The organism is Mycobacterium sp. 050128 (assembly GCF_036409155.1).
Lineage (GTDB): Bacteria > Actinomycetota > Actinomycetes > Mycobacteriales > Mycobacteriaceae > Mycobacterium.
Window position 1 is genome coordinate 2,747,489 of record NZ_JAZGLW010000001.1, and the last position, 26,327, is coordinate 2,773,815.

A 26,327-nucleotide genomic window follows, 5' to 3' on the forward strand; every position below is an offset into this window, starting at 1 on the left:
ATGTGACCCCTGATTTTGGCCGTCACACGACAACCTGCTTGGGCATGACGATCGGCTTGAAGCCGTACCGCGGACCCGAGCCGAAGGCGCCGGCGCCCTTGGCCCCGGCCACCATGCCGGGCATTCCGGGCGCGCCCATGACCGAAGCTTCCTCGGTGGCGGCCGTCCAGCCCGAACCCTCGATCGGGGCGGTCGCGGCGGCCAACTCCGTCGCCGGGGCAGCGTTTGCGGCCCAACTGGCCGGCACCGAGAGACGGCTGACGGTCTGCGCCCCGCCGAGGCTCGCCGACGCTGCGCTGCCCAAGCCACCCGCCGGTGTCACCGAGCTGACCACGGAGCCCTCGATGACGCCGCCCGCACCGGCCGGCACCACGTCGCTGACCGCGGCCGCCGGCACCGCGGCGCCGGCCAGCACGTGGCCCAGCGACACCGCGGTCGGGATGGTGATCATGGTGAACCAGGCCGCGGTGTTGACCGCGCCGTTGATGGCGTTCAGCACAGAAGGCGTGCCGAGGAAGCCGTCGATCGACTGCAGCAGGTTGTTGCTGGTAAACGGGAGTTGCAGCGCCTGGGTCAGCGAGCTCAAATCGAGTGCGGCCAGCGCCTGGGGCGCCGCAGCCGCCGCCTGGACCGGGGCGTCGGCGGCTTGCACGCCCGGGTCGACGGTGGAGGCCAGCGGTGTCACCGGCTGCAGCATCCCGGCGGCCGCGTCACTGGCTGCCTGGTACGCGCTCATCGCGGTGGCGTCTTGGACCCACATCTCCGAGTACTCCATCTCCAATTCCGTCACCTGCGGAAGGGTGAAGGGGAGCCCGGCGAGTGCGGCGGTGAATTCCGCGCGGTTGGTGAAGACCAGCGCCGGGTTGACCACCCCCGCGTGAGCGGCCTCGAAAGCCGCCGCCGACGATGCCGCAGCGGAGCTCGCCTGCTCGAGCGCCGTCGCCGTGTCGGTCAGGTAGGTCACGATCGGCTGCGCCGCGGTCGCTGCCGCTGCCGACCCGCCACCCGTCCACGCCTCGGTGGTCAGCAGCGAGATGATCGACTCCCACGAGGTTGCCGTGGTCCCCACCTCGGCGGCCAGGTTGGCGTACGCGGTTGCGGCGGCCATCAGCGGCGCCGAGCCCGGGCCGCTCCACACGAGCGTCGAGGTGATCTCCGGGGGTAGTGCTGCAAAGTCCATAACCATTTTTGTATCCGCTCCTGTTCGAAGAATTCGCTAGGTGGTTAACCGTGAAAGCTGCTAGACGGCAGTCGATTTCGGCATGACGATCGGCTTGACGCCGTAGCGCGGCGCACCGAAGCCGCTGGAGGCGCGTCCCGCGCCGGTGACCATGCCGGGCATGCCGGCGATCGGCGTGCCCGTGCCGGCCGCTGGCGCGGCGGAGGTCCAGCCCACGGTGTGCAGTGGTGTGGCGGTGGTGCCGACCACGGGAGTGACCTGACCGCCGACCCAACTCGGCGGCACCGCCAGGTTGCCGACCAGGGTGCCCTGGCCGATGCCGGCGACTACCGGCATCGCGCCACCACCCATGCCTGCTGGCATCGGGGAGGTCGAGGCGGCGAGGTCCGCGGCGCCCGCCGCCGCGGCGGCGTCGCCGATCGTGTCGCTACCGGCGGGAAGCAGACCACCACCGGCCATACCGACGAGGTTCGATGCGGCCGAGGCCCAGTTGCCGGCACCGATGTTCAAGATGTTGGCACCGTTGCTGGACAGGCCGAACATGCCGCCGAGCATCGCTGAGTTGGTGAAGTTACCGGTGCCACCCAGGAGGTACTGCAGAATGTCGAGGCCGGTGCTGCCGGGACCGGCCGCCTGAACCTGCGAAACCGGATCCGCGAGCAGGCTCAATTGCGACGGGTCGGCCGACTGAAGGAGGGCCGATGCCGCGTTGCTGGCCTCGGTGTCGCTGTAGCTGCCGGAGCTGGTGCCCAGGTTGGTCGTATACGTCTCCAGCTGGGTCTGAGCGTCGGTGGCGGTCGTCTGGTACGTGGTGCCGAACGCGGAGAAGATCGCCGCCTGCTGCAGCGACACCGCATCGGCGCCGGCCGGAGCAACAACCGTGGTCGCGGCCGCGGCGCCGACATTCTGCGCCGCCAGGTTGGCGTTGATCGCTTCCAGCTGCCCCTGCGCGGCAAGCAACTCTTCAGTCACTGTTGTCAGGAATGACATCCATTGCTCCTCTAGTGTTCGAAACCATGTCGACCCAAAAAGCACTGGGTCAACCCTGAGTGGTGGTGTACAAGCCCCTGTGTACTGGCGTAAGGCTATTTCCCCCAGTCACCAAGTTCGCGACCGAAAGGGCGCGGGTGACGGGCGTTTACGGCGTTTTAACGCTGACGCAAGCAGTTTTAACAAGGTCCTGCCGGCTGACATAGCCGTGTCATCTGTGGCCGGGTGCCGAGTAGCTGGAAGTCGCGCGGCGCGCGGATCTTACGCGAGGCAGGGCCGGGACGCACGTGCTGAATTCGGCCAAATTCGGGGGAGACGCGGTGTCCCGCAATCGGGTCGCGCGCGCTAGATTCGCCGCCGGGGCCCCCATAGCCCAATTGGCAGAGGCAGCGGACTTAAAATCCGCCCAGTGTCGGTTCGAGTCCGACTGGGGGCACGTCAAAAGGGGTGCCCATCGGGGGTAACCCTGCACTACGAATGACATCGGCGGGCGGCCGGCGGCAATTACCGCGCGCCCGATCCCGAGGTCAGCTCTACATTTTGCTGCGGTTCTCCGGGCAGTAAGCCGCAACCGCCGCACCGACGATGCTGCCGGCACCCATGTTGCTCACTCCCAGCGCTTTCTTCACGTCATCGACGGTCTGGGCCATCGTGTCCCCGGCGTCAAAGTCCTGACACACCGCGTGGCCGGCGTTGATCATCATCGGGTCCTGGCCGCCGGGCCAGGAGAGCCCACGCTGCTGCAGCGTGCGCAGGTAGGTGTCATCCGCCCCGTCGGCGCTCGCGATCGGGGCAGCGGCGATGGCGACAAGGCCGGTCGCCACGGCGGCGATTGGGCCCGCCAACCATGCCGTGTTCTTCATTCGTCGACCCCCTTGATGTGAACCGTGCAGGACCAGAATCCTAACTTCGTCCTGACATTATGTCTCGACAACGGGTTTCGCGGCTTTCGCTCCTAACCCTGGGTGCGAGATACGGCCGCGCGCAACTTATTACGCTCCATGCTCGCTCGGATGGATGGCCATCGACAGGAAGTCCAGACGCCACAGCTCCTGAAAAAGCTTGAGCGCGAAGTCCGCCGCGTCGCCGATGCTGCCGCCACCGCGCCGCGCAACTGCGGCGGCGATCTCCCGGATGCTGCGGCGGCCGTCGACGAGTTGTGCGAAGGGCAGCTGAGCCGGGCCGAGCCGCAGCCGATAGCCGGGGCCGAGCAGGTCGGCTTCCGACAGCAGGCACGCGGTACGCGACATCGGCACGTAGTCCAGAGCCGCATCCGTCGTGAAGTCGATCGTGTAGTGCTCTTTCGGACGGTCCGGACGACACGCCATGAAGAAATGTGTCGCGTTCGCCGTCTGCAGCCGCTCCATTACCGACCACAGTTCCGTTTCGGGCAATTTCGTCAGGTACTCCACGAATTTGCTTGCCGGAGTAAACATTTCGTGTGGATAGTACGGCGACTTGTGGAACCACCCCTGAAAGGTGAGCCCGGCCGAGGCGACCAGGTCACGACACTCGTCGACGGTGTAGCTGCGCTGGCGACCGTGCAGGAACGTATCGACGAGCGCGCCGTCGGTCTGCAGATCGCGGGCCACCGCCAGGTAACTCCGGACGGGATGGTCCGCGGGCAGCGTCGCGATGATGTCCTTGACCGCCTGAACCGATGCGTCGTCCTGGGAAAGGCCCAAGTCGCGAAAGACCGACTCCAGCAGTTCGACCCCGGTCCGTCCGTATTTGGCGTAGAGCATGACCCCCATCGCGCCCTCGCGTCGCAGGCAACCCGCCAGCGCCGTCATGCCGGTCAGCGGATCGGCCATGTGATGCAGAACGCCGGTGGACACGATCAGGTCGAAGTCGCGGCCCAGCGTCGACACCTCTTCGATCGGCAACAGGTGCAATTCCAGGTTGTCCAGGCCGTGCTTGTCCGCGAGGTACCGCTGATGATCCAGCGCCGATTGGCTGACGTCGATCGCCACGACCGTGGCCGCACGATTGGTGAAGGCGAATACCGACGCCTGGTTCGCTCCGCACCCCGCGATCAGAATGTCCAGGTCGGGCCGATAGCCGCGGTCCGGCCACAACACCCGGTGCGCCCACAACGGGTCGAACCACTCCCAGTTGTTCTTCGAGTAGGCCTCGAGGTCGTCAATGGGGGGCGGGTACTGCCACCGATCGTATTGCCGGGAGACCACGTCGTTGCGCGGATCGTCATTCACTAAAGACGCAATGTAATGGGTTTGCCCGGTCGCCGCAGGATGCCTGACGGCCCCGATGCGGCGGTGCTCGCCGGTGGAGGAGCGGGCAACTCATACACTGGCCCACCGTGGGCATGCTCTTTGGATTTGCGCCGTGGCTTATCTACTGGGTTTTGGTCGGCAACGTCCCTTTCAAGACCGCGGTGGTGGTCGCGCTGGTGATCGCGATCGCCGCGTTCGCGATCGGGCGCGCACTCGGTAAGTCGAGCGGCACCCTGGAGATCGGCGCGGTAGCCACGTTCGCCGTCCTGACGGTTCTGACGTTCACGCTCAGCGAGACGTTCATGCATCGATGGATACAGCCACTCAGTAGCGGCGGGATCTTCCTGGTGGCCCTGATCGGGCAGCTGGTCGGCAAGTCGTTCGTGCGCGAGTTCGCCGCCGCCGAGCAACCCCCTGACGTGGTCAAGACCGAGTTGTTTGACCGGATCACCGATGTCTTGTCCTGGATCTGGATCGCCGCGTTCGCCGGTATGACGGTGTCATCCGCGATCCCGCCGGTGCTCGAGGAGTTCGGGGGGCAAGCGGCCACGATCCTGGACACCAAGACCCCGCTGCTGTTCATCTGCTACTGGGTCATCCCGTATTCGTTGCTGGGTGTCGCAGCGCTCGCGTCACGGTACGTCCCGGAGCGGATGCTGGTCGGGGTCGAGGACCTCGCCCGGCAAACCTCGTTCGTCGCGTACGACGAAGCGACCATCGATGAGCTGTATTACCTCGCCCAGGAACACGCGAATCGCGAGGTCGGCCCGGGCAAGGAGGCATACAACGTGAAGGTCGGGGGGATGGGAACTCCGCTGACCGGCGACGAGTCGCGCAAGTCGTGGCCGTCGTCCTACAAAGTGCGCGATAAGAAGGGGTAGGGCGCGACGTCTGCTCGCGTGACATTCATCAGCGAGACAACTTCCACTTGTTAGGTCGATTGCATGGCATTCAAGAGGATCTGGCCCGTCGCTGCCGCCACCGTGCTCGTCGTGGTGGCGGCCTGCTCGTCAGGCCATTCCGGGTCGGGCGCTAAGCCGGACTTGAGCACACCCGCCGGCAAGGCGCTGACCATCACCCCGGAGCAGATGCTGGCCGCCACCGATGGGGATACGCCGGTCGCGTATGCCAAGCCCGAACACGGCACCATCACCTACGGCCCCAACGGCGCGATGATCTACACCCCGGACGCCGGGTTCACCGGCACCGACCAGCTCCACCTCACCTCCACGCCCAGCGTCAAGCTCTACGCCGAGAATCTGCCGCCGCTCGCCACCATCGGTGGCGTCGCCGTCCAGGCCAATGCGCATGGTTCGGCAATCGCCCCGGTGCCGGGTAGCTCCAACGAGATCTACGGCCTGACCGATCGCGGCCCCAACGTTGCCGGGCGTACGCCGAACGAAATCGTCTTTCCGATACCCGATTTCCACCCACAGATCGCCAAGCTCAAGCTCGCCGACGGTGTGGCGTCGGTCGAGAAGATCATCACGCTGTCGGGCCACGACGGGGCGCCCTTGGTGGGGCTGGCCTACCCGCAGGCCGCCGCCGGCGAGTCGATGGTCGACATCAACGGCGCGCCGTTGCCGCCCTCGGATCACGGCCTGGACGGCGAAGGCTTGGTCGCGTTGTCCGACGGTACGTTCTGGGTTTCCGACGAATACGGCCCGTTCATCGTCCATTTCGACGCCAATGGCAAAGAGCTGGAACGTCTTTCGCCGTTCGACGGAACGCTGCCCAAGGAGTTGTCGCTGCGCAGCCCGAACCAGGGCCTGGAGGGCCTGACGCTGACCCCCGACGGCACCACGCTGGTCGGCATCATGCAGTCGGGCTTGCAGACACCGGGACTGGTCGGCCCGGCGGCGTCGGTCCCGATGACGCGCATCGTGACGATCAGACTCTCCAACCACAGCGACGTACACGAGTATCTCTACCCGCTGGCCAACCCGCAGCAGACCAAGGTCGCGGTCTCGGAAATCACCGCGGTCAGCAACACCACGTTTCTGGTCGACGAGCTTGACGGCGAGCCACAGCCCAACGGCAACAAGAAGATCTACCTGGCCGACATCTCCGGAGCCACCGATGTCGGCCCCCGGGCGAAGGTGTCCGGCGCGACCTATCAGGCCGACCGCGGCGGGCTGCTGATCAACAACGTTGCGATCGAAACCTTTGTCGGGATCGCCGGGGTCGAGGCGGCCACCGACAAACTCAGCGCCGCCGGGATCTCAGTGGCCGGCAAGAAGCTCAAACTTGATCTCACCGATCTGCTGCGCTCGTTGTCGGCCGCCGGAAACTTCTTCGGACACGCCAAGATCGAAGGCATCATCACGCCCGACGGCGGAAAGACGTTGATGATTGCCAACGACAGTGATTTCGGGCTGGACGGCCTGGCTTCCACCACTGTCCCGTTTGCGCTCAAGCCCAAGATCGCGCCCAATGGCGCCCAGGACAGCGGCGAGATTCTGACGATCGACATGAGGAAGCTGCCGCCCACGATGGAGGCGGAGACGGTGCCCATCAAGGTGGGCTGAGCCCCCTGGCCGGACTTCGATTACGTTGGTTTCCAGGCGGGCGCACCGCCCCGTCGGCACCAGGACGAGCCGCACCCGCTGCGCACTCGATTGCGGCCCAGCAAGGAGCATCTCGATGAACTCGGTCAGCCCGGATGCCATTCGCGCGGAGACGATCACCATCACGGGCCACGTTGGCGATGAGATCGAGGCCTATCGCGCTTCTCCAGTTTCCGAGCCGCTCGCTGAAGGATCACGCGGCGGCGTCGTCTGGATCCATCACATGCCCGGATACGACCGGGAAACCAAGGAGTTCGTTCGCCGGCTGGCCGTCAGTGGCTACCACACCGTGGCGCCGAATCTGTACTCCCGCGAGGCGCCCGGCGCGGCTCCCGACGACGCGGCCGCGACGGTACGCGCGGCCGGCGGCGTGCCCGACGAGCGGCTGGTCGGTGATGTGGCGGGCGCTATCGAGCACCTGCGGTCGCTGCCCGGCGCGAACGGGAAGTTCGGTGTGATCGGGCACTGCTCGGGAGGGCGGCACGCCTACCTGGCGGCGTGCTCGCTGGAGTTGGACGCGGCCGTGGACTGCTACGGCGCCTTCGTTGTCGAGGATCGGCCCGACGGCATACCCAAGGCCATGCAACCGATCCTGCACCTGGCGCCGAACCTGGGCTGCCCGCTGCTGGGCCTGTTCGGAATCGACGACAAGTTCCCGGCCCCGGCCGCGGTGGCCACGCTGGACGCCGAGCTGACCAAGCTGGGCAAGCCACACGAGTTCCACTCTTACGAGGGTGCGGGCCACTCGTTCTTCTCCGTCGACCGGCCCGCGTATCGCCCCGAGGCGGCCGTCGACGGCTGGCGCCGCATTGACGAGTTCTTCGCCACGCATCTGAAAGGTTAGGTCCGCCAAGCTATGTGCACATATCTGACCGAGCACGTCGAGATCGATGGCAGTGGCAAGGGCGCGTCGGGATGGTTCGGCGCCGACCGCGCGACCGTCTACGTCGATCACCCCGTCCACGCGCCCTACGGCCACACGGTCAACATCGACGTGATCAACCCGCAGCTCGGTCCGTCGGCGCGGGTCGCGCTGGAACTCACCGCGGAAAGCGCGCTGGCGTTGGCCGACGCCATCCACAAGGCGATCGCGAATGCGCCGGCCGGCCTCGCATCCAAGGACCAGTAGGAGAGCCATGACCGAGCCTGACTATCCCCAGACGGCCGCCGTCCGAGGAAGGATCGAGCCGGTACCGCGGCGGGTCCGCGGCTTCCTGGGCGACGAGCTGGTCTTCGACACCACCGCGGCCCGCTACGTGTGGGAAATCCCTTACTACCCAGCCTATTACGTGCCGTTAGCCGATGTGCGCGCCGAGTTCTTGCTCGACGAGAACCACGCGCAGAAGGTGCAATTCGGGCCGTCGCGAATGCATGCCCTGGTCGGGGCCGGCCAGACGCACCCGTCGGCCGCGCGGGTGTTCGACGCCGAGGCCGACAGTCCAGTGGCGGGCACCGTGCGTTTTGAATGGGATGCGTTGCGCTGGTTCGAAGAAGACGAGCCCATCTATGTCCACCCGCGCAATCCGTACACGCGGGTCGACGCGCTGCGCTCGCACCGCCACATCCGGGTGCAGTGCGACGGCGTCGTGCTGGCCGACACCCGATCGCCGGTACTGGTCTTCGAAACCGGTTTGCCGACAAGGTATTACATCGATCCCACCGATGTCTCCTTCGCGCATCTGGAGCCCAGCCCGACTCAGACGCAGTGCCCTTACAAAGGGGTGACGTCCGGCTACTGGTCGGTGCGCGTCGGCGACACCGTGCACGCGGACCTCGCGTGGACGTATCACTTCCCGCTGCCGGCGATCGGCCAGATCGCGGGACTGGTGGCCTTCTACAACGAGAAGCTGGACATCGCCGTCGACGGGGTCAGCCTGGCCAGGCCGAAGACGAAGTTCAGTTAATAGAACTGCGACATACCCAGCCCGGCAAATGTGACATTTCCCTCTTTCCGCCGGTGAACCTAATAAATTCTTACCCAGGTATTTTTCCAACGCCGGCTGTCGCGTTAGCTGATATGCATATACCAGCATGTAGACTATCTCGGAGTTGTTCGCTGGCAGGTGGCCGTGTATATACTCGGTAACTATCACCTGAGCGGAGCCTGAGGCCGCACGGTGATTTAGCCGATAGTGCCGATTTCAATGGTTTTTGGCCGAAATTCGGCCAGTAAAATGTGTGCAGGACAGCGCATTTTTCCAGCGCTGAAATGCGGTTATCCATCAGCCGCCGGTGCCGCTTCACGAATCGCGGCCACCGGTGCACGCGGATGGCCGACCTCGATAGCGAAGGCGGTGCGAACGTGAGCGAAACCAACGGCCGGGAGGCCGCCCGCGAGATCGTCGAGATGGATGCGGCGCCGATGGCCCCGGTGGCCGTCGAGATCGCCGTCCGCAACGGCCCGATCAGCGGCATCGCGATCAGCCGCGACGGCAGCCGATTGGTGGCCACCCACTATGGATCCGACAGCATCTCGGTCATCGACACCGACACTTTTCGGGTCGTCGACATGATCGACGGCGTCAACGAGCCGCTCGCCATCGCGATGGGGGGCTCGGGAACGGGCCGGGCATACGTCAGCACGGCGTCGGCGGCTTATGACTCGATTCAGGTCATCGACGTGTCCACGAACGAGGTGGTCGCATCGCATCCGCTAGCGCTGAGCGTGAGCGATCTGGCGGTCGATGCCGCCGGGCGAAAGGTGTACGCCAGCCGCAACGGCAACGGTGTTGCCGACCTGGCCGCCCTGGACACCGAGACCGGCAAGGTCCGGACGATCACGGTCGCGGACGCCGCCACCACGGAATGCGTGCACGTCAGCGCCGACGGATCACGGGTGTACGTGGGCGTCAACGGACCCGCCGGCGGCCGGCTTGTCGTGATCGGCACCAAAGCGCAGCCCGAGGCCCGCACCGGCCGGCGCGAGGCGCGCGACACCGGCGCGCCCACCCGGTTGCGGGTGATCGGCACCGTCGAGATCGGCTTGCCCGTCCGGGACATCGCGCTGAGCCCCAACGGAGCGCTCGCCTACGTAGCGAGTTGGGCTCCCGAGGTGGGCGTCGTCGTCGACGTGATCGACACCCGGACCAACAAGATCACCAACACGCGCAAGGTCGGCGAGATCGGCGGAATTCTCACCGGCATGACGCTGTCCGCTGACGGAGACCGCATCTACCTGGTCAGCGACGACAACGTCACCGCGCTGTGCACGCTGACCCACGACGTGATCGCGACCCTCGGAGCGGGGATGCAGCCGTCCTGCGCGGTGGAAAGCCCGGACGGCAACCGTCTCTACATCGCCGGCTACTCCGGCGCGGTGAGCGTCTCGCCGATCGCGTCGGCAACGCCGTTGGCCATCGAGAGTGCCGCGGCCGTGCCCGAGCTGTCGACGACCGGCTGGCTGGTGCCCGACCTCCTGCCGCACGAAGTGCCGCACGAACCCGTGCTCGCCTGAGTTTCTGCCCCGTCCCGGCGCGGTACAACACGCTTTGTCGGGGAATGCGGTTTCCCATGGTGTGGCGCGGCGATACCATTCGCCCGACCGACCATGAGGCGGTGCCGCGCCGAGACGGTAAGGCGGTAGATCGATGGACAGCACGATGCAGGACTTCCCGCTGACAATCACCGCGATCATGCGGCACGGCTGCGGCGTCCACGGTTCCCGGACGGTCACCACGGCGACGGGTGACGGCGGCTACCGGCACACCAGCTACCGCGAGCTGGGGCGCCACGCCGCCCAACTGGCACACGCGTTGCGCGGCCTGGGCGTGACCGGAGACCAGCGCGTCGCGACGTTCATGTGGAACAACGCCGAGCACCTCACCGCATACCTCGCAGCCCCGTCAATGGGCGCCGTGCTGCACACGCTCAACATTCGGCTCTTCCCCGAGCAGATCGCCTACGTCGCCAACGAAGCCGAGGACCAGGTCGTGCTGGTGGACCTGTCATTGGCCAAACTGCTCGCCCCGATACTGCGCGAACTCGAAACCGTGCACACCGTGATCGCCGTCGGCGACGGCGACATCGCAGAGCTGCAGGAGCAGGGCAAGACGGTGCTGCGCTATGCGGAGTTGATCGAGGGCGAGCCGACCGAATTCGACTGGCCGGACCTCGACGAGAAATCGGCGGCCGCGATGTGCTACACCAGTGGCACCACCGGAAACCCCAAAGGTGTTGTCTACAGCCATCGTTCGAGCTTTCTGCACACGATGGCCGCGTGCAGCACCAACGGGATCGGGGTGGGGGCCTGCGACCGGGTGCTGCCCATCGTGCCGATGTTCCACGCCAACGCATGGGGGCTGCCGTACGCGGCCCTGATGGCGGGCGCCGATTTGGTGCTGCCCGATCGGCATCTGCACGCCCCGTCGGTGATCGACATGATCGAGAAGCTGCGGCCCACCCTGGCCGGCGCGGTGCCGACCATCTGGAACGACGTGATGCATCACCTGGAGAAGGACCCCGACCACGACATCTCGTCGCTGCGGCTGGTGGCCTGCGGTGGCTCGGCCGTTCCGGTGTCGATGATGCACACCTTCGAAGACAAGTACAACGTCCAGATCCGGCAGTTGTGGGGCATGACCGAAACGTCGCCGCTGGCCACGCTGGCCTGGCCGCCGATCGACACCCCGGAGGAACGGCACTGGGCCATCCGTGCGACCCAGGGCCGACCGATCTGCGGTGTGGAGATGCGCATCGTCTCCGACGACGGCACGGTGCTACCCGATGACGGCCAGGCCGTGGGTGAGGTCGAAGTCCGTGGCCCGTGGATCACCGGCTCCTACTACCTCGGGCGGGACGCGGCCAGATTCGACTCCGGGTGGTTGCGCACCGGCGACGTCGGCCGCATCGATGAGGAAGGCTTCATCACCCTCACCGACCGCGCCAAGGACGTGATCAAGTCCGGCGGAGAGTGGATCTCCTCGGTCGAGTTGGAGAACTGCCTGATCGGTCACCCGGACGTACTCGAGGCCGCCGTCGTCGGAGTTCCCGACGAGCGCTGGCAGGAACGCCCGCTCGCCGTCGTCGTCCTCAATGAGGGCGCCTCGGTCGGCGCCGCCGAATTGCGAAAGTTTCTGTCCGACAAGGTCGCTCGCTGGTGGCTGCCCGAGCGGTGGGCCTTCGCCGACGAGATTCCGCGTACCAGCGTGGGCAAGTACGACAAGAAGGCCATCCGGGCCCGGCACGCAGACAGCGGATACAAGGTCACCGAGGCGCACGACTGAAGCCCGGCGCCGCGGGCAGACACGCCTGCGCGCCGGCAGCCGAAAGGGGTTAACTCCATGGCACATTCGCGTGTCTTCTCCGAATCGCTGGTGATACCGGTTCCGGTCGAGCAGGCGTTCCACCGCACGCTGCCGGTGCCGCTCACGGAGATCTTCAGCCGCCGGCATGGGCTGTTCCCGCCGATCAAAGAAGTGCGCGACCAGACCGGTGCGTGGGATGCCGCGGGCCAGACCCGCACCGTGGTGATGGCCGGCGGTGGCAGCACGCGCGAGGAACTCACCAGCGTCGACCCGCCGCGATCGTTCGGTTACCGGCTCGGCGACGTCACCGGCCCGATGGCTCTGCTGGTCGACCACGTACTGGGCGAGTGGACCTTCACCCCGACCGCCGGCGGCACCGAGGTCACCTGGCGCTGGGACATTCACCCGCGCTCGGTGCTGACCGCGTTGGCGCTGCCCGTGTTCGGCACGATGTGGAAGGGCTACGCGCGCCAAGCCCTGCGTGACCTGTCGGGGATGCTGACGCGCTGAGGCCGCAACCGTATTCGGTACCGTCGAGCCATGTGTCGACTCTTTGGCCTGCACGCCGGGACGCACGCCTGCACCGCGACCTTCTGGCTGCTCGACGCGCCGGACAGTCTTTCCGAGCAGAGCAGGCGGAATCCGGATGGCACCGGCCTGGGTGTCTTCGAAGCGAACGGCGAACCGCGGCTGTACAAGGAGCCGATAGCGGCGTGGCAGGACAGCGACTTCGCCACCGAAGCCCACCGCTTGACCGGTACGACGTTCATCGCCCACGTGCGCTACGCGACGACCGGATCGCTCGATGTCCGCAACACCCACCCGTTTCTGCAGGACGGCCGGATCTTCGCGCACAACGGCGTGCTCGAGGGACTGGAGATCCTCGACGAGCGGCTGCGCGAGGTCGGCGCCGACGACTTGGTGCTGGGGCAAACCGATTCGGAGCGGGTGTTCGCGTTGATGACCGCATCGATCCGCGCGGCGGGCGGCGACGTCTCCACCGGCATCACCGAGGCGATGACCTGGCTTGCGGACAACGTGCCGATCTATGCGGTCAACGTGCTGCTGTGCACCGCCACGGACATGTGGGCGATGCGCTACCCGGCAACTCACCAGCTCTGCCTGCTGGACCGGCGCGACGAGCCCGCCGCCACCCCCGACTCGGAGTTTGACTTGCGTACCATGCGAATTCACGCGCAGTCCGACCTGCTGTGCACGCAGCCGTCGGTGGTGCTGGCCACCGAACCGATGGACAACGACCCGCGCTGGCGTCTGCTGCACCCCGGCGAGCTACTGCACGTCGACGGTTCCCTGCAGATCCACCGGACGATGATCCTGCCGGACCCGCCCAAGCACCTGCTGCGCAGGGAGGATCTGAGCGTGCCGGTCGAAGACGCGCAGCACGCTCTGCCCAACACCAGGAAGCTGTGACATGACGTCCAGACGCGCGCTGGTGTTGGCCGGCGGGGGAATAGCCGGGATCGCCTGGGAGACAGGAATGTTGCAGGGCATTGCCGACAAGTCACCGGCGGCGGCGCGGCTGCTGCTGGATTCGGACGTGCTGGTCGGAACGTCGGCGGGTTCGGCTGTCGCCGCGCAGATCGGCAGCGGCAGCACGCTGGAGACGCTGTTCGATCGGCAAATCGCCGAGACGTCAAGCGAAATCGATTCCGGCGTCGACCTCGAGACCATCACCGAGTTGTTCCTGACCGCCCTTGGTGAGCCGTACGACGACTCGCAGGGCAGGACCCGTCAGCAGATGCAGCGGATCGGGGCCGTGGCCCTGAGCACCAAGACCGTCCCGGAGCCGTTGCGCCGCCAGGTGATTGCGCAACGTCTGCCGTCGCACGACTGGCCACCCCGCGCGCTGCGCATCACCGCGATCGACACTGCCACCGGCGAATTGGTGGTCTTCGACTCCGAATCGCAAGTGGAGCTGGTCGATGCCGTCGCAGCCAGTTGCGCGGTGCCGGGCGCGTGGCCGCCGGTGACGATCGCGGGCCGGCGATACATGGACGGTGGGGTGGCCAGCACGGTGAACCTCGACGTCGCCCGCGACTGCGACGCGGCCGTGGTGTTGGTGCCCGCCGCGGCCGACGCACCATCGCCGTTCGGCGACGGGCCGGCCGCCGAGATCGCGGCGTTCGGCGGCAGCGCATTCGGGGTATTCGCCGACGCCGACTCGTTGAAAGCGTTCGGGCCCAATGTCTTAGACCCGCGCAGTCGCGTCAGCTCGGCCGTGGCGGGCCGGGAACAGGGCCGCCGCGAAGCCCACGCCGTCGCCCGGTTCTTGAACGTCTGATCTAGCCGCCCTCCAACATCGAGACGGCGTCTAGATCCGCCAGCTCGCGGCAGGCGATCCGGTAACCGTCGGCGATCTTGTCGACCGCGCTGGCGATATCGCTTTCGCTGTGGTTGGCCATCACCTGCATCCGGAAACGCGCCTGGCCTCTGGCCACGGCCGGGAACTCGACGAGATTGGCTACCAACCCGTTTCGATGCAACTGCCGGCTGACCAGTCGGGCTATCCGCTCGCTACCCATCTTGACGCAGACGATCGGCGACGGGTCGCCGTAGACCTCGAAGCCCACGTCGGCCAGCCGCGCCCGCAATTGCAAGACATTGGTCATGCACCGGTGCCGTAGCTCCGCGCCTTGTGCGCTGTCGACGATGTCGAAGGCCTTGAGCACGATGGCCGCCTGGATCGGCGACAGGGCGTTGGAGAAGGTGTTCGGTGAGGCGTAGAAGCGCAGGTACTCGGTCACTCGGCGATGCTTGGTGGCGACGAATCCACCGTTGGAGGCAAAGGTTTTGGAGAACGATCCCATCACGAGGTCGACCTTGCCCAGCATGGCCTGCAAGCCGATGTGGCCGCGCCCGTCGGGGCCGATCGAGCCCAGATCGTGTGCTACGTCGACCATCAGTGTCGCCCCGAATTGGCGTGCCAGCGCTTGTAATTCGGCGATGTCGGGGGTGTCAGAATTCATCGAGAACAACGCCTCGGTCACGATCATGATGCCGTGGTCACGGTCTTGGGCGCGAATCGCTTCCAGCTTCGCGCGGGCGTCGGCGGTGTCGTTGTGCTTGAACAGATGCACATTGCGCGTCGCCGCGGCCGCACCCTCCTGCAGACAGGCGTGGGCGAGCCGGTCCATGACGATGTGATCGCCGGACCGCACCAGGCCCTTGACCACGCCGTAGCCGGCTGCCCAACCGGTGGAGAACAGGCTGACGTACTCGGCGTCGACGAAATCCGCAATCTTGCGCTCCAGCGCGAGCGACACCGACGTGTTGCCCACCAGAGCCGGGGAACCGGCACTGTGGACTCCGTAGTCGTCGATCGCGGCCCGCGCCGCGGCCTTGATCTCGGGGTGACCGGAGAGCGAAAGGTAGTCCTGCGAAGCGAAATTCACCCCCGACATGGTTCTGCCGGCGTCGTCGTGCACGGTGGCATGGCGCCTGGGTCCGGCCTGGGTGGCCCGGCCGAACGGCCATAGGCCGTGTTCGCGCCGGCAGTCCTGCCACCGGTAGAACCCGTCGACGCGCGCGACGAGGTCGTCGCCGGCCAATTCACGGAAGTCCTGCATGCTGCCGTCCAGTGTCGCGGGGTCCGTTGCCTCGGCGATTGTTGCAGCCTCGGGGATGCCGGCTGTGAGAGTCACTGCGCTCCTTGGGATTTGATCTTGACAAGAGGTCAGGGTGCCCGCGCGCCCAGGTTACTGGGCTCGTGTTGAATAACCTGTGAATCGCGTTGTAATTGACTTTTAACAGTGCCGGTCGCAGACCTGAAAGCTCCGAGGAGTCGTTCAAATGCCCCGCGTCGCGGCGGCGGGACGCTAGGATTCTACGTCTCGGTGGAGCCGAGGAGATCCCAACCGCCCCAACGGCTTCCGGGATGATCAGTCCTCGATGGCCGGCGGAGCGGGATCCACAGAAGCGGGCTCGAGTGAATCCAGGGCCTGGTCGGCCAGCGACCGGCCGACGTCTATCACCTCAGCGGCCCGGTGAAAATCCAGGCTCCGGCACGTCGAACGCGGCACCTCGATCAACAGATCGGGTGGGTAGGCCGACAGCATGTGGCGGGTGAGCGCCGACTGGGCGATATCGAAGGCCCGGTACATCACCTCGAAGCTGCCCAGCTTCGGAACCCCGGACGCCTCCACGAGTTCGTCGCCGTCGCCCTCGCCCGAGTCCTCCGTCCAGGTGTCCGCCCCGAACCGGCTCAAGACCGCTCGCGCGGTGGGCCGGTCGAGCAGCGAGCGCACCGCCGAGGTGTCGAGCAGCGCAGTCGTGCTGCGCACCATGCGATTCAGCAACTCGACGGTGGCGCCGGGCTCGGGTTCTCGTTTCGCGATCACCTCGCTGCCGCTGACGCCCACGGCGATCGTCAGGTCGGCATTCACGGCCGCGAGCGGGGCCATCGGCAGCGGATCGAGGATGCCGCCGTCGGCGAGCAGGCGGCCGCCGACTTCGTGGGGCGGGATCACCCCTGGAATCGCGATCGAGGCCCGGATCGCCTCGTCGAGCGGACCGTGCTGAAACCACACCGACTTGCCGGCCAGCAGATCGGTCGCCACCGCCGTGTAGGGGATCGGCAGTTCCTCGATCGTGACCGGGCCGAGGATGTCGCGCACCGCCTCCAGGATCTTCTCTGCCCGCATCACCCCCGCCGCGCTGATCGACGGGTCGAGCAGTCGCAGGATGGTGCGTTGCGTCAGCGACTTCGCCCAGTCGGCGAAATCGTCGAGCCGCCCGGCGGCCTGCAGACCGCCGATCATCGCGCCCATCGACGAGCCGGTGATCCCCACGATCTCGAAGCCGCGCTCCTGCAGCGCCTCGATCACCCCGATGTGGGCGTAACCCCGGGCGCCACCGCTCCCGAGTGCCACGGCGACCCGGGGACGTGAGGATCGACGCTCGACGGCTTCGCCAGACACCCCTACATCTTGCGTGCCGCAAGCGACCCTCGCCGGGTCGGGGCGGCACTTTTTTCATCCGTGATCGCAATTGCGCAGGAGTTCGAACCGCGGCCGCGGGGCGCTAGTCGCATTCGTCGTCGGCGGCCGCCCGCGCGGCGGTGATCACCGCCGCCTGCCGGGCCGGCATCAGGTCCACCCACCTGGTGTTCCAGCTGCCCGCGGTGGCTGTCGGGGAGGTCTGCAGCATCGCCAAATAGGGCTCGAACTGGGATTCCCCGGTCTTGGGCCGCGCGTCCATCCACACTTTTGCGGCATGACAGGCCTGGTAGTACTCCTCTTCGGTCGACTCCGCGGGGACATCGACCTTGGTTGTCACCCCGGCGGGGGACAGGCCGACCGCCCCCGGCGGCACCGAAGCCGGGCCCTGCGGGCGGGGCGACGACGGCGGCGCCGAGGACGTGACCTTGCCCGCGGGCGTACCGCCCGACGAGCACCCGGTGACCGAAAGCGCAGCGATCAAACCGGCCGCCACAACGGGTGCGCCCCAGCGCCGGGGGCGGTGAGTGCACGACCACACCGCCTCAATCTATGCAACACTGGCGGCCGTGATGGAGCGCTTCGGATTTTGCGAGTGTTGTCGGCCTTAACGCGCCGCCCTTGCCCAATCCCATCGCTTGTGGAGTTCTCCCCATGTCTGTGTCTGTCGCCAGTTCCGTTGCGTTGCGTCCACCGACCGTCGCGACGCCGTCCGCGGGGCCCACGCGGCTGCGGGTTCCCGACCTGCTGCACGCCACCGATCAAGCCGCCGACGATGTGCTCAGCGGCCGTTGCGACCACCTGCTGCCCGACGGCGGCGTCCCGGATTCGCAGCGCTGGTTCACCCGCATCCACGGCGACGACGAAATCGACGTCTGGCTGATCAGCTGGGTTCCCGGCCACCCCACCGAACTGCACGACCACGGTGGGTCACTGGGTGCGCTGACTGTGGTCTCCGGATCGCTCAACGAATTCCGTTGGGACGGAACGAGTTTACGGCGCCGTCGGCTCGACGCCGGTGATCAGGCCGGCTTTCCGCTGGGCTGGGTGCACGACGTGGTGTGGGCGCCCAGGCCTGTCGCGCGCTCGCTGCCGGGGGCCGTCACCGGAATCCAGCGACCGGCTGCACCGACGCTGAGCGTGCACGCGTACTCGCCGCCGCTGAGCGCGATGTCGTACTACGAGGTCACCGAGAACAGCAGGCTGCGCCGCCGGCGCACCGAACTGACCGACCAACCGGAGGGGACGCAATGAGCCGTATCGACGTGGTATTGAGATCCGCCCGGCGCCGTTTTCGGCGGCTTGGAGCCGCCGAGGTGCCCGATGCTCTGCGGCGTGGGGCGGTGCTCGTCGACATCCGGCCGCAGGCGCAGCGATTCCGCGAGGGCGAGATTCCCGGTGCCCTGGTGATCGAACGCAATGTCCTGGAATGGCGTTGCGACCCGACCAGTGATGCCCGCCTGCCCGAAGCCGTCGGCGACGACGTCGAGTGGGTGATTGTGTGTTCGGAGGGCTACACCTCCAGCCTGGCGGCGGCCGCGCTGCTCGACATCGGCCTGCACCGGGCCACCGACGTCGTCGGTGGCTATCACGCGCTGGCCGGCGCCGGTGTGCTCGCCGAATTGGCCGGCGATCCGGTCAATCCGGACGTGCTGGCGAACGCCGGGGCACCCGCCCGCCGCTGGCTCTAATCGTTGGCGTGCAACAGCGGTCGCAGCCGCTGGGTCTTCTCCGGCGTCCACCCGGGCGGTGACAACACCGCGGCCCAGCCGTTGGCGACGTCGGCGACGTAGCGATGGCCGTGGCCGTCGGGCACGTCCACGGCGACGGCCATATCCGCCGACACCTGCAGGAAGGTCACCACCGGGATCCACCGTGTTTGCGGCAGCACGTCATAGCCGCGCCCCTCGCGTAGCCAGTCCGGTTTGCTGAACAGCAGATCCGGCGTCCACCAGGCGATCGGGTCGGACGCGTGCTGCAAATACACCACCCGCGGTGCGCCCCACGGATCCTTGGGGCGGTCCAGATTGCCTGGGCGAGCGACGAATCGGACGTTGTGGCCGTCGTTGTAGATGGGCAACCACTCCGGCGAGCCGGCGTCGCGGGTGGCGGTCAGGTCCGTCCAGATGGTGTTGTTGAACGTCGGGCCGCTGAACAGCGCGCCGTCGGTGCGGGCCAGGACGTTGTTGAGGCTCATGAACGGCGCCTCACCGCCGAACGAGCCCAGGCTCTCACCGAACACCACGAGCTTGGGGCGGTGTCCCTCGGGCAGCTGCCGGATCAGTCTGTCGACGGCCTCGAACAGTGCCTGGCCGGCGTGCCGCGCGTTCTCCTTGTCCACCAGAAACGACAGCCAGCTCGGCAGGAACGAGTACTGCATGCTGACTATCGCCGAGTTGCCGTTGTACATGTATTCCAGTGCCGAGGCTTCGGCTTCGTTGATCCAGCCGGTGCCGGTAGTCGTTGCGACCGCGACGATCTCGCGCTGTAGGCCGCCCTCGCGTTGCAGTTCGCGTGCCGCCAGCTCAGCGGTCGCGGTGATGCCATCGGCGGAATTCAGGCCGGCGTAGGCGCGGATCGGTTCGGTGGCCGGGGCTCCGTTGAAACTGCTCAGCTGTTCGGTTGTCGGGCTGCCGCTGACGAAGATGCGGCCCTGGTGGCCCAGCGATTCCCACGACACCAGCGACTGCGGACCGCCAGAGCGCAGTGAACTTTTCGGCGGCCCGACCGCGGGATTCATCTCGTTGTTGGCCGACGCGAATGTGTTGTTCATGGTGCGCATCGCGAACTTGAGCACGACGCCGTTGAGCAGGGTGATCGTCAACGTCACGAGCAGGACCACCACAATGGTCACCGACAGCCGAAACGGTGCGATCCGGTCCAGTTTTTGCACCAGGAAACTGACCAGAACCCGGATGGCCTGGCCGATTTCGACGACGGTGAACAGCACGATGATGGACAGGATCGCGGCGATCGGGTAGTCGTACCACTGCAGATGCGCGATACCCATCAGATCGCGTACGTCGTCCTGCCATACGTGGAACCAGATCGCCATCAGCACCTGGCCCACCACGGCGACCGGGATCAGCACCTTCCACGCCCACCGCGGCGGCGGCGGGCTGTAGTTCGTGGTGCGCAGGTAGCGCACCAGCCAGACCGAAAAGACGCCCAGCCCATAACCGATGGCGCCGGAGAAGCCGCTGACCAACGCCTGGAAAATCGCGCCGCGGGGCAGCAGCGATGGCGTCAGCGAGAACCAGATGAAGATGAGACCGACCGCGGTGCCGGTAAAGGTGTAGTGGCGCACCCAAAACGGCTTGGTCGCGATGTCCGTCAGCTCGTCGGTGCTTTCCGGCCCGGTTTCGGGTTCGGTGGCGACGCCCGCAGCCGCGGCGTCTGGCGGCCCCGCGAGTTTGTCTGCGCCGGCGGTTGATTCGTCGTCGGCGCGGGTCGCAGAACCTGACTCGCTCACGAGAGCATCTTAGCGATGCGTGAAGTGAGGGTCCCGTTTCTCGACGAATGCCGCCATCCCCTCGGACTGGTCTTCGGTCGCGAAGGCGGAATGGAACAGCCGGCGTTCGTAGAGAAGTCCCTCGGCCAGGGTGGACTCGAAGGCACGGTTGACGGCTTCTTTGGCCATCCGCGACGCCGAAAGCGACATCTGCGAAATCGTGGTGGCGACGGCCTTGGCCTCGCTCAGCAGGTCGCCGGCCGGCACCACTCGCGACACCAGGCCGCTGCGTTCGGCTTCTTCGGCGCCGATGGTGCGACCGGTCAGGATCAGGTCCATCGCCTTGGCCTTGCCGATGGCGCGGGTGAGACGCTGCGAACCGCCCATGCCCGGCAGCACACCGAGTTTGATCTCGGGCTGGCCGAATTTCGCGTTGTCGGCCGCGATCAGCAGGTCGCACATCATCGCCAACTCGCAGCCGCCGCCGAGCGCGTATCCGGCCACCGCGGCGATGGTCGGGGTGCGCACGGCGGACAGCTTGCCCCAGGTGGCAAAGAAGTCGGAGCCGAACGCGTCGGCGAAGCTCAGCCCGGCCATCTCCTTGATGTCGGCGCCCGCGGCGAAGGCCTTGCCGCCCGCACCGGTGATGATGATGGCGCCGATGCCCGGATCGTTGTCGAATTCTGTTGCGGCGCTGGTGACTTCGTTCATCACCTGGCTGTTGAGCGCGTTGAGCGCCTGCGGCCGGTTCAGCGTGATCGTCCCGACCCGCTCGTCGCGCTCGACCAGGATGGTTTCGTAGCTTGCTGGGGTGTCTTCGCTCATCCAAATCGCCTTTCTAGAAGCTCAAGTCGTCGTCGACCGGCGCGAAATACGCCTCGATGTCGGCCGCGGAGACCGCGGCGAAGTTCGGCGGCGACCACTTCGGATTGCGATCCTTGTCGATGATCTGCGCCCGAATGCCTTCCACCAGATCGTGCGAGCGGGCCGAGGCCGACGACACCCGATAGTCCTGGACCAGAACATCTTCCAGCGTTTCCGTCTTCGCGGCCCGGCGCACCGCCTCCAGCGTCACCGACACCGCGATGGGGGATCGGGTGCCGATCAGGTCGGCGGCGTCGCGCGCCGGCCCGGCGTCGTGACGGCGCAGCGCCGCGATGATGTCCTCGACGGTGTCACCGGCAAAGCATTCGTCGATCCAATATCGTTGCGCGACAAGATCACTCGGTGGCGGCTCTACGGCGTGCGCGGCCAGTGCGCTCTCGATGCTGTCGTCGACGATTGCTTGGCGCAGCGCTTCGAGTCGGTCGTGGGGGACGTAGTGGTCGGCGAAGCCCAGCGCGATCGCGTCGGCTCCGGAAAACGGTGCGCCGGTCAGCGCGGCGTACAGGCCGAGGGCTCCGGGCGCCCGGGACAGCAGAAACGCCCCGCCGACGTCGGGGATGAAGCCGATGCCCACCTCCGGCATTGCCACCTTTGACGTTTCGGTGACCACGCGAACGCTGCCGTGCGCGCTGACGCCGACCCCGCCGCCCATCACGATGCCGTCCATCAACGACACGTACGGCTTGGCGAACCGGCCGATCTGACCGTTGAGCAGATACTCGTCGCGCCAGAATTTCCGTACCTCGACGCCATCCTTGCGGGCGCTGTGGTAGACCGCGACCACGTCGCCACCGGCGCACAACCCGCGCTCGCCGGCCCCGGACAGCACCACAGCGCGCACCGCATCGTCGTGTTCCCAGCGCGCCAGCAGGGGGCTCAACACGTCGACCATCGTCTGGTTCAGCGAGTTGATTGCCTTGGGGCGGTTGAGCGTGATCAGGCCGACGCCATTGTCGACACGGGCCAAAATCTCGTCGGAACCCTCGGTCGCGCCTTCGGTCACGCCGTCGCCTCTCAGTCTGTTTGCGGGCTGTTGCGGGTCGCAATCTGTGCCCAGGGTGTCGCCGCGATGACTTCTGGGCCTTGACCAGCAATCTAGATCGTGACAACCGACGCGATGCCCGCGGGTAAGGATTATGTTTGAGCGGCGACAGTCCACCCAGCCCGGATATACCCTGAACACACCGGTTCCGTTGGGAACTTGGGAAGGCGACTGATCGTTGAGCAAGTGTTCGCACGGCTCGAAGCCACAGTCTTAAGAGAGGATCCGACGGTGCGGGAGACCAGCAACCCGGTATTTCGTTCGCTGCCCAAGCAGAGTGGCGGATATGCGCAATTCGGCACTGGCGCGGCCCAGATGCAGCAGGGGTACTACCAAGCTGACCCCTACACGGCTCCGTACCAGGAGGCCAAGGCCACCCGCCCGGTGACCATCGACGACGTCGTCACCAAGACCGGCATCACGCTCGGCGTGCTGACTGTCTCGGCGATCGTCTCCTACTTCCTGGTGACCAACAACTTCGCCCTGGCGATGCCGTTGACCCTGATCGGCGCGCTGGGCGGTTTCGCGCTCGTGATGATCGCGACGTTCGGCCGCAAGCAGGACAACCCGGGGATCGTGCTCAGCTACGCCGTCCTCGAGGGCCTATTCCTCGGCGCGGTCTCGTTTGTCTTCGCCAACTTCCAGGTGTCGCACGTCAACGCGGGCGCGCTGATCGGTGAGGCGGTCCTGGGTACCTTCGGGGTGTTCTTCGGGATGCTCGTCGTCTACAAGACCGGCGCCATCCGGGTGACCCCGAAATTCACCCGCTGGGTGGTCGGCGCGATGTTCGGTGCGCTGGCCCTGATGATCGGCAACCTGGTGCTCGGCATGTTCGGTGTCGGCGGCGGAGCGGGTCTGGGTCTGCGCAGCGGTGGACCGCTGGCGATCCTGTTCTCGCTGGTCGTGATCGGCATCGCCGCGTTCAGCTTCCTGATCGACTTCGACGCGGCCGACCAGATGATCCGCGCGGGAGCTCCCGAGAAGGCGGCGTGGGGCATCGCGCTCGGCCTGACCGTGACGCTGGTCTGGCTGTACCTGGAGATCCTGCGTCTGCTCAGTTATCTGCAGAACGATTAGCTTCTCTCACGCAAAAAGCCGGTTTGCCTTCGGGCGGGCCGGCTTTTTCGTACGGGAAGTTCCTGCCCCGCCGCATCCGCTAGCCGCCCCGCCGCATCCGCTAGCCGCCCCGCCGCATCCGCTAGCCGCCCCGCCGCATCCGCTAGCCGCCCCGCCGCATCCGCTAGCCGCCCCGGGCTAGCCGCCCCGCCGCATCGAGTGTGCGGCCAGGGCGGGGTAACCCGGCGTGTCGCCGCCCAGGACGCACACTCAACGGTCGAAAAGAGCTAGCTGAGCCGCTCGATCACCATCGCCATGCCCTGGCCACCGCCAACGCACATGGTCTCTAGGCCGAACGTCTTGTCGTAGGTCTGCAGGTTGTTGATCAGCGTGGCGGCGATCCGGGCGCCGGTCATGCCGAACGGGTGCCCCAGCGCGATCGCGCCACCGGAGACATTCAGCTTGTCCTCGTCCATGCCCAGCTCCCGGGCCGAGCCCAGCACCTGGACCGCGAAGGCCTCGTTGATCTCGTAGAGGTCGATGTCTTTGATCGACATGCCGGCCCGGGTCAGCGCCTTCTTGGACGCCTCGATCGGGCCCAGCCCCATGATTTCCGGCGAGAGGCCGCTGACGCCGGTGGACACGATGCGGGCCAGCGGGGTCAGGCCCAGCTCCTTGGCCTTGGTGTCGCTCATGATCACCAGCGCCGCCGCGCCGTCGTTCAGCGGACAAGCGTTGCCCGCTGTCACGGTGCCGTTGGGCCGGAAGACCGGCTTGAGCTCGCTGATCTTCTCGTAGGTGGTGCCCGGCCGCGGACCGTCGTCGGTGCTCACCGTGGTGCCGTCGGGCAGTGTCACCGGCGAGATCTCCCGCTCGAAGAACCCGCTCTTGATGGCTTCCTCGGCGCGGTTCTGGCTGCGCACGCCCCAGTGGTCCTGGTCCTCGCGGCTCACGCCGGTGAGCAGTGCGACGTTCTCCGCCGTCTGCCCCATCGCGATGTAGACGTCGGGCAGGTTGTTGTCGGCGCGCGGGTCGTGCCACTCGTCGGCGCCGTTGGCCGCGGCCGCGGAGCGCTCCTGCGCCTCGCTGAACAGCGCGTTCTTGGTGTCCGGCCACGAGTCAGAGCTGCCCTTGGCGAAGCGGGACACCGTCTCCACACCCGCGGAGATGAACACGTCACCCTCGCCGGCCTTGATCGCGTGGAACGCCATCCGGCTGGTCTGCAGGGACGACGAGCAATACCGGTTGACGGTGGTGCCGGGCAGGAAGTCGTAGCCCAGTTCGACGGCAACCACGCGCGCCAGGTTGAATCCGGCCTCACCGCCGGGTTGGCCGCAGCCCAGGATCAGGTCGTCGATCTGATGCGGGTTGAGCGCGGGGACCTTGTCCAGCGCGGCCCGCACCATCTGGGCGGCCAGGTCGTCGGGCCGCATGCTGACCAGCGACCCCTTCATGGCCCGCCCGATCGGCGAGCGGGCGGCGGAGACGATGACGGCTTCGGGCATGACAGTTCCCTCCAAGATGCTTCGCTCGCGTGACAATACGGGTGGCACACCCACCCCGACGGGCTAGAGGCAAATCTATCGGTGCCGATTCGTCAGTTCGACGACGGGGCGGCCTCGCTCGGCGACGGGCGCCGCCACAGCCGCGACATGGCGCTCAGCGGGGTGTGACCACCGCTGACCATGGGTGTCTCGGCGCGCGCGGCCAGGTTGAGCACCGGGCCCTCGATCTCTTCGCCCAGCGCATCGCAGAGCGCCACCAAAAGCTGCGCGGCGGCCAGGGCGTACGCGGTCGGCGAGGGGTGGAAGCCGTCGGCGGAGAACATCAGCTCGGGCGTCGCCCGGAATTGGGGAGCCAGCAGGTGCGCCAGCGGCACCGGCACCCCGCCGGCGGCTCGCACCGCCGCGGTCTGCGCGCGGGCGAGCTGTCGGGTCCGCGCGTGCGCCAACGATCGCAGCGGCTGGGGGATCGCGGAGATCACGCCAAGATCCGGGCAGGTACCGACGATCACCACCGCGCCACGCGAACCCAGCTTGCGCACCGTGCGGCCCAGCCGTCGGGCGGACTGGCTGATCCCGTTCAGGGCGGTGACGTCGTTGGCGCCGATCATCATCACGGCCGCATCCGGCGGTGACCCGGCGACGAACATCGCATCGACCTGCCCGCTGACGCCCTTTGAGGTCGCGCCGACAATGGCCTTGGTGCTCAACCGAATTCGCTTGCCGGTCTGCTCGGCGAGGCCGCGCGCGATCAGCACACCCGGCACTTCTTCGGCGCTCGCGCAGCCGTACCCGGTGGCGGTCGAGTCGCCGAAGATCATCACGTGCATGTCCGCGGACATGCCACGCTGCCACCGTTCCACCGGCCCGCCGCCGGGGCTGTAGACGCCGTCGGCGCGGGGCGGGATGTCCCAGGCCCGGGGGATCACCGTGCGCGCGTGCGTCGCCTGGCCGACCAGCAGGTTCCGCGCGCCCAGATAGGCCGTACCTGTCGAGGCGACTGCGCCCGCCGTGGCCAGGGCGATTGTCGAAAGACGTGGCACCCTCACGGTCACGGGATCATTTTAGATCGGCTGTCGTGTTTGCGCGGACGGCCGACAAACAAAGCGGTCACGTTGTGAATCAGATGTGGTATCAAATCAGACTCTTCAAACGTTCCTTTAAGAAATGCCTGCGAAGCTAAGTTTAACGGGTTGGCTGAACGACTCGGCGCGCGATTTTG

25 protein-coding genes and 1 tRNA gene are annotated in these 26,327 nt (G+C 66.8%); 14 read left to right on the forward strand and 12 right to left on the reverse strand.

Annotated elements, in window-relative coordinates; genetic code table 11:
* Positions 1 to 22: 22 nt before the first annotated feature.
* Positions 23 to 1,186, reverse strand: a complete 1,164-nt coding sequence (locus tag SKC41_RS13305; protein WP_330978004.1) for a PPE family protein, SVP subgroup — start codon at positions 1,184 to 1,186, stop codon at positions 23 to 25.
* A 54-nt stretch (positions 1,187 to 1,240) separates the two neighbouring features.
* Positions 1,241 to 2,170 (reverse strand): PE family protein, encoded by a 930-nt coding sequence (locus SKC41_RS13310; RefSeq protein WP_330978005.1) that lies wholly within the window; start codon positions 2,168 to 2,170, stop codon positions 1,241 to 1,243.
* 362 nt (positions 2,171 to 2,532) lie between these two features.
* Here SKC41_RS13310 and SKC41_RS13315 point away from each other — a divergent pair.
* Positions 2,533 to 2,606, forward strand: a tRNA-Leu gene (locus tag SKC41_RS13315).
* Positions 2,607 to 2,703: 97 nt separating this feature from the next.
* Here SKC41_RS13315 and SKC41_RS13320 read toward each other — a convergent pair.
* Both SKC41_RS13320 and SKC41_RS13325 read right to left on the reverse strand, forming a co-directional pair.
* A complete protein-coding gene (locus SKC41_RS13320) occupies positions 2,704 to 3,033 on the reverse strand; it encodes a DUF732 domain-containing protein (RefSeq protein ID WP_330978006.1) in 330 nt (109 codons plus the stop codon).
* 129 nt (positions 3,034 to 3,162) lie between these two features.
* Positions 3,163 to 4,383, reverse strand: a complete 1,221-nt coding sequence (locus SKC41_RS13325) for a class I SAM-dependent methyltransferase (RefSeq protein WP_330978007.1) — start codon at positions 4,381 to 4,383, stop codon at positions 3,163 to 3,165.
* A 107-nt stretch (positions 4,384 to 4,490) separates the two neighbouring features.
* Here SKC41_RS13325 and SKC41_RS13330 point away from each other — a divergent pair, with 107 nt between their 5' ends.
* The 10 genes from SKC41_RS13330 to SKC41_RS13375 all read left to right on the forward strand — a co-directional run bounded on the left by SKC41_RS13330 (position 4,491) and on the right by SKC41_RS13375 (position 14,516).
* The gene (locus SKC41_RS13330) at positions 4,491 to 5,285 is read left to right on the forward strand and encodes a hypothetical protein (protein ID WP_330978008.1); all 795 of its coding nucleotides are present in this window, start codon (positions 4,491 to 4,493) and stop codon (positions 5,283 to 5,285) included.
* Positions 5,286 to 5,348: 63 nt separating this feature from the next.
* Positions 5,349 to 6,932, forward strand: a complete 1,584-nt coding sequence (locus tag SKC41_RS13335; RefSeq protein WP_330978009.1) for an esterase-like activity of phytase family protein — start codon at positions 5,349 to 5,351, stop codon at positions 6,930 to 6,932.
* Positions 6,933 to 7,047: 115 nt separating this feature from the next.
* Entirely contained in the window at positions 7,048 to 7,815 is a 768-nt protein-coding gene (locus SKC41_RS13340; RefSeq protein WP_330978010.1) for a dienelactone hydrolase family protein, read from the forward strand.
* A 12-nt stretch (positions 7,816 to 7,827) separates the two neighbouring features.
* On the forward strand, positions 7,828 to 8,100 hold the full coding sequence (locus tag SKC41_RS13345) for a DUF6295 family protein (RefSeq protein WP_330978011.1): 273 nt from the start codon (positions 7,828 to 7,830) through the stop codon (positions 8,098 to 8,100).
* A gap of 7 nt (positions 8,101 to 8,107) precedes the next feature.
* Positions 8,108 to 8,875, forward strand: coding sequence for a DUF427 domain-containing protein (locus tag SKC41_RS13350; RefSeq protein ID WP_330978012.1), 768 nt, complete (start codon positions 8,108 to 8,110; stop codon positions 8,873 to 8,875).
* Positions 8,876 to 9,273: 398 nt separating this feature from the next.
* Positions 9,274 to 10,425, forward strand: coding sequence for a YncE family protein (locus SKC41_RS13355; protein WP_330978013.1), 1,152 nt, complete (start codon positions 9,274 to 9,276; stop codon positions 10,423 to 10,425).
* Positions 10,426 to 10,558: 133 nt separating this feature from the next.
* Positions 10,559 to 12,193 (forward strand): long-chain fatty acid--CoA ligase, encoded by a 1,635-nt coding sequence (locus SKC41_RS13360; RefSeq protein WP_330978014.1) that lies wholly within the window; start codon positions 10,559 to 10,561, stop codon positions 12,191 to 12,193.
* A gap of 57 nt (positions 12,194 to 12,250) precedes the next feature.
* Positions 12,251 to 12,724 carry an SRPBCC family protein gene (locus SKC41_RS13365; RefSeq protein ID WP_330978015.1) on the forward strand — a complete coding sequence of 158 codons (474 nt, stop codon included), beginning with the start codon at positions 12,251 to 12,253 and terminating at the stop codon, positions 12,722 to 12,724.
* A gap of 30 nt (positions 12,725 to 12,754) precedes the next feature.
* Positions 12,755 to 13,645 carry a class II glutamine amidotransferase gene (locus SKC41_RS13370; protein WP_330978016.1) on the forward strand — a complete coding sequence of 297 codons (891 nt, stop codon included), beginning with the start codon at positions 12,755 to 12,757 and terminating at the stop codon, positions 13,643 to 13,645.
* A gap of 1 nt (position 13,646) precedes the next feature.
* The gene (locus SKC41_RS13375; RefSeq protein ID WP_330978017.1) at positions 13,647 to 14,516 is read left to right on the forward strand and encodes a patatin-like phospholipase family protein; all 870 of its coding nucleotides are present in this window, start codon (positions 13,647 to 13,649) and stop codon (positions 14,514 to 14,516) included.
* 1 nt (position 14,517) lies between these two features.
* Here the strand turns inward: SKC41_RS13375 and SKC41_RS13380 are convergent, their stop codons facing one another.
* From SKC41_RS13380 to SKC41_RS13390, 3 genes are all read right to left on the reverse strand, one after another.
* On the reverse strand, positions 14,518 to 15,876 hold the full coding sequence (locus tag SKC41_RS13380) for an aminotransferase class I/II-fold pyridoxal phosphate-dependent enzyme (protein ID WP_330978018.1): 1,359 nt from the start codon (positions 15,874 to 15,876) through the stop codon (positions 14,518 to 14,520).
* A gap of 237 nt (positions 15,877 to 16,113) precedes the next feature.
* Entirely contained in the window at positions 16,114 to 17,151 is a 1,038-nt protein-coding gene (locus SKC41_RS13385; RefSeq protein WP_330978019.1) for a patatin-like phospholipase family protein, read from the reverse strand.
* A gap of 103 nt (positions 17,152 to 17,254) precedes the next feature.
* Positions 17,255 to 17,710, reverse strand: a complete 456-nt coding sequence (locus SKC41_RS13390) for a lipoprotein LpqV (protein ID WP_330978020.1) — start codon at positions 17,708 to 17,710, stop codon at positions 17,255 to 17,257.
* Positions 17,711 to 17,823: 113 nt separating this feature from the next.
* On the opposite strand from SKC41_RS13390, the gene SKC41_RS13395 reads away from it, so the two are divergent.
* Together SKC41_RS13395 and SKC41_RS13400 are read left to right on the forward strand one after the other, a co-directional pair.
* Positions 17,824 to 18,423, forward strand: a complete 600-nt coding sequence (locus SKC41_RS13395; protein WP_330978021.1) for a cysteine dioxygenase — start codon at positions 17,824 to 17,826, stop codon at positions 18,421 to 18,423.
* The gene (locus tag SKC41_RS13400; RefSeq protein ID WP_330978022.1) at positions 18,420 to 18,860 is read left to right on the forward strand and encodes a rhodanese-like domain-containing protein; all 441 of its coding nucleotides are present in this window, start codon (positions 18,420 to 18,422) and stop codon (positions 18,858 to 18,860) included. The genes SKC41_RS13395 and SKC41_RS13400 overlap by 4 nt, the downstream gene beginning before the upstream one ends.
* Here SKC41_RS13400 and SKC41_RS13405 read toward each other — a convergent pair.
* Genes SKC41_RS13405 through SKC41_RS13415 form a run of 3 tightly spaced genes read right to left on the reverse strand, consistent with a single transcriptional unit; the run spans position 18,857 to position 22,508 of the window.
* Positions 18,857 to 20,641 carry an alpha/beta hydrolase gene (locus SKC41_RS13405; protein WP_330978023.1) on the reverse strand — a complete coding sequence of 595 codons (1,785 nt, stop codon included), beginning with the start codon at positions 20,639 to 20,641 and terminating at the stop codon, positions 18,857 to 18,859. The genes SKC41_RS13400 and SKC41_RS13405 overlap by 4 nt on opposite strands.
* A 9-nt stretch (positions 20,642 to 20,650) precedes the next feature.
* Positions 20,651 to 21,445, reverse strand: coding sequence for an enoyl-CoA hydratase (locus tag SKC41_RS13410; protein WP_330978024.1), 795 nt, complete (start codon positions 21,443 to 21,445; stop codon positions 20,651 to 20,653).
* A 13-nt stretch (positions 21,446 to 21,458) separates the two neighbouring features.
* The gene (locus SKC41_RS13415; protein ID WP_330978025.1) at positions 21,459 to 22,508 is read right to left on the reverse strand and encodes an enoyl-CoA hydratase/isomerase family protein; all 1,050 of its coding nucleotides are present in this window, start codon (positions 22,506 to 22,508) and stop codon (positions 21,459 to 21,461) included.
* A 270-nt stretch (positions 22,509 to 22,778) separates the two neighbouring features.
* On the opposite strand from SKC41_RS13415, the gene SKC41_RS13420 reads away from it, so the two are divergent.
* Positions 22,779 to 23,624: a Bax inhibitor-1/YccA family protein gene (locus tag SKC41_RS13420; RefSeq protein WP_330978026.1), complete on the forward strand. Its 846-nt coding sequence runs from the start codon at positions 22,779 to 22,781 to the stop codon at positions 23,622 to 23,624.
* 266 nt (positions 23,625 to 23,890) lie between these two features.
* Here the strand turns inward: SKC41_RS13420 and SKC41_RS13425 are convergent, their stop codons facing one another.
* Both SKC41_RS13425 and SKC41_RS13430 read right to left on the reverse strand, forming a co-directional pair.
* Positions 23,891 to 25,108: an acetyl-CoA C-acetyltransferase gene (locus SKC41_RS13425; protein ID WP_330978027.1), complete on the reverse strand. Its 1,218-nt coding sequence runs from the start codon at positions 25,106 to 25,108 to the stop codon at positions 23,891 to 23,893.
* Positions 25,109 to 25,200: 92 nt separating this feature from the next.
* On the reverse strand, positions 25,201 to 26,148 hold the full coding sequence (locus SKC41_RS13430) for an SGNH/GDSL hydrolase family protein (protein ID WP_330978874.1): 948 nt from the start codon (positions 26,146 to 26,148) through the stop codon (positions 25,201 to 25,203).
* Between the last annotated feature and the right edge of the window lie 179 nt (positions 26,149 to 26,327).

What these genes read in the sequence shown, in the direction of transcription:
- SKC41_RS13305 (WP_330978004.1), bottom strand. Translation starts at nt 1,186, where the DNA reads ATGGTTATGGACTTTGCAGCACTACCCCCGGAGATCACCTCGACGCTC.
- SKC41_RS13310 (WP_330978005.1), bottom strand. Translation starts at nt 2,170, where the DNA reads ATGTCATTCCTGACAACAGTGACTGAAGAGTTGCTTGCCGCGCAGGGG.
- SKC41_RS13320 (WP_330978006.1), bottom strand. Translation starts at nt 3,033, where the DNA reads ATGAAGAACACGGCATGGTTGGCGGGCCCAATCGCCGCCGTGGCGACC.
- SKC41_RS13335 (WP_330978009.1), top strand. Translation starts at nt 5,349, where the DNA reads ATGGCATTCAAGAGGATCTGGCCCGTCGCTGCCGCCACCGTGCTCGTC.
- SKC41_RS13340 (WP_330978010.1), top strand. Translation starts at nt 7,048, where the DNA reads ATGAACTCGGTCAGCCCGGATGCCATTCGCGCGGAGACGATCACCATC.
- SKC41_RS13345 (WP_330978011.1), top strand. Translation starts at nt 7,828, where the DNA reads ATGTGCACATATCTGACCGAGCACGTCGAGATCGATGGCAGTGGCAAG.
- SKC41_RS13350 (WP_330978012.1), top strand. Translation starts at nt 8,108, where the DNA reads ATGACCGAGCCTGACTATCCCCAGACGGCCGCCGTCCGAGGAAGGATC.
- SKC41_RS13360 (WP_330978014.1), top strand. Translation starts at nt 10,559, where the DNA reads ATGGACAGCACGATGCAGGACTTCCCGCTGACAATCACCGCGATCATG.
- SKC41_RS13365 (WP_330978015.1), top strand. Translation starts at nt 12,251, where the DNA reads ATGGCACATTCGCGTGTCTTCTCCGAATCGCTGGTGATACCGGTTCCG.
- SKC41_RS13370 (WP_330978016.1), top strand. Translation starts at nt 12,755, where the DNA reads ATGTGTCGACTCTTTGGCCTGCACGCCGGGACGCACGCCTGCACCGCG.
- SKC41_RS13375 (WP_330978017.1), top strand. Translation starts at nt 13,647, where the DNA reads ATGACGTCCAGACGCGCGCTGGTGTTGGCCGGCGGGGGAATAGCCGGG.
- SKC41_RS13395 (WP_330978021.1), top strand. Translation starts at nt 17,824, where the DNA reads ATGTCTGTGTCTGTCGCCAGTTCCGTTGCGTTGCGTCCACCGACCGTC.
- SKC41_RS13400 (WP_330978022.1), top strand. Translation starts at nt 18,420, where the DNA reads ATGAGCCGTATCGACGTGGTATTGAGATCCGCCCGGCGCCGTTTTCGG.
- SKC41_RS13410 (WP_330978024.1), bottom strand. Translation starts at nt 21,445, where the DNA reads ATGAGCGAAGACACCCCAGCAAGCTACGAAACCATCCTGGTCGAGCGC.
- SKC41_RS13425 (WP_330978027.1), bottom strand. Translation starts at nt 25,108, where the DNA reads ATGCCCGAAGCCGTCATCGTCTCCGCCGCCCGCTCGCCGATCGGGCGG.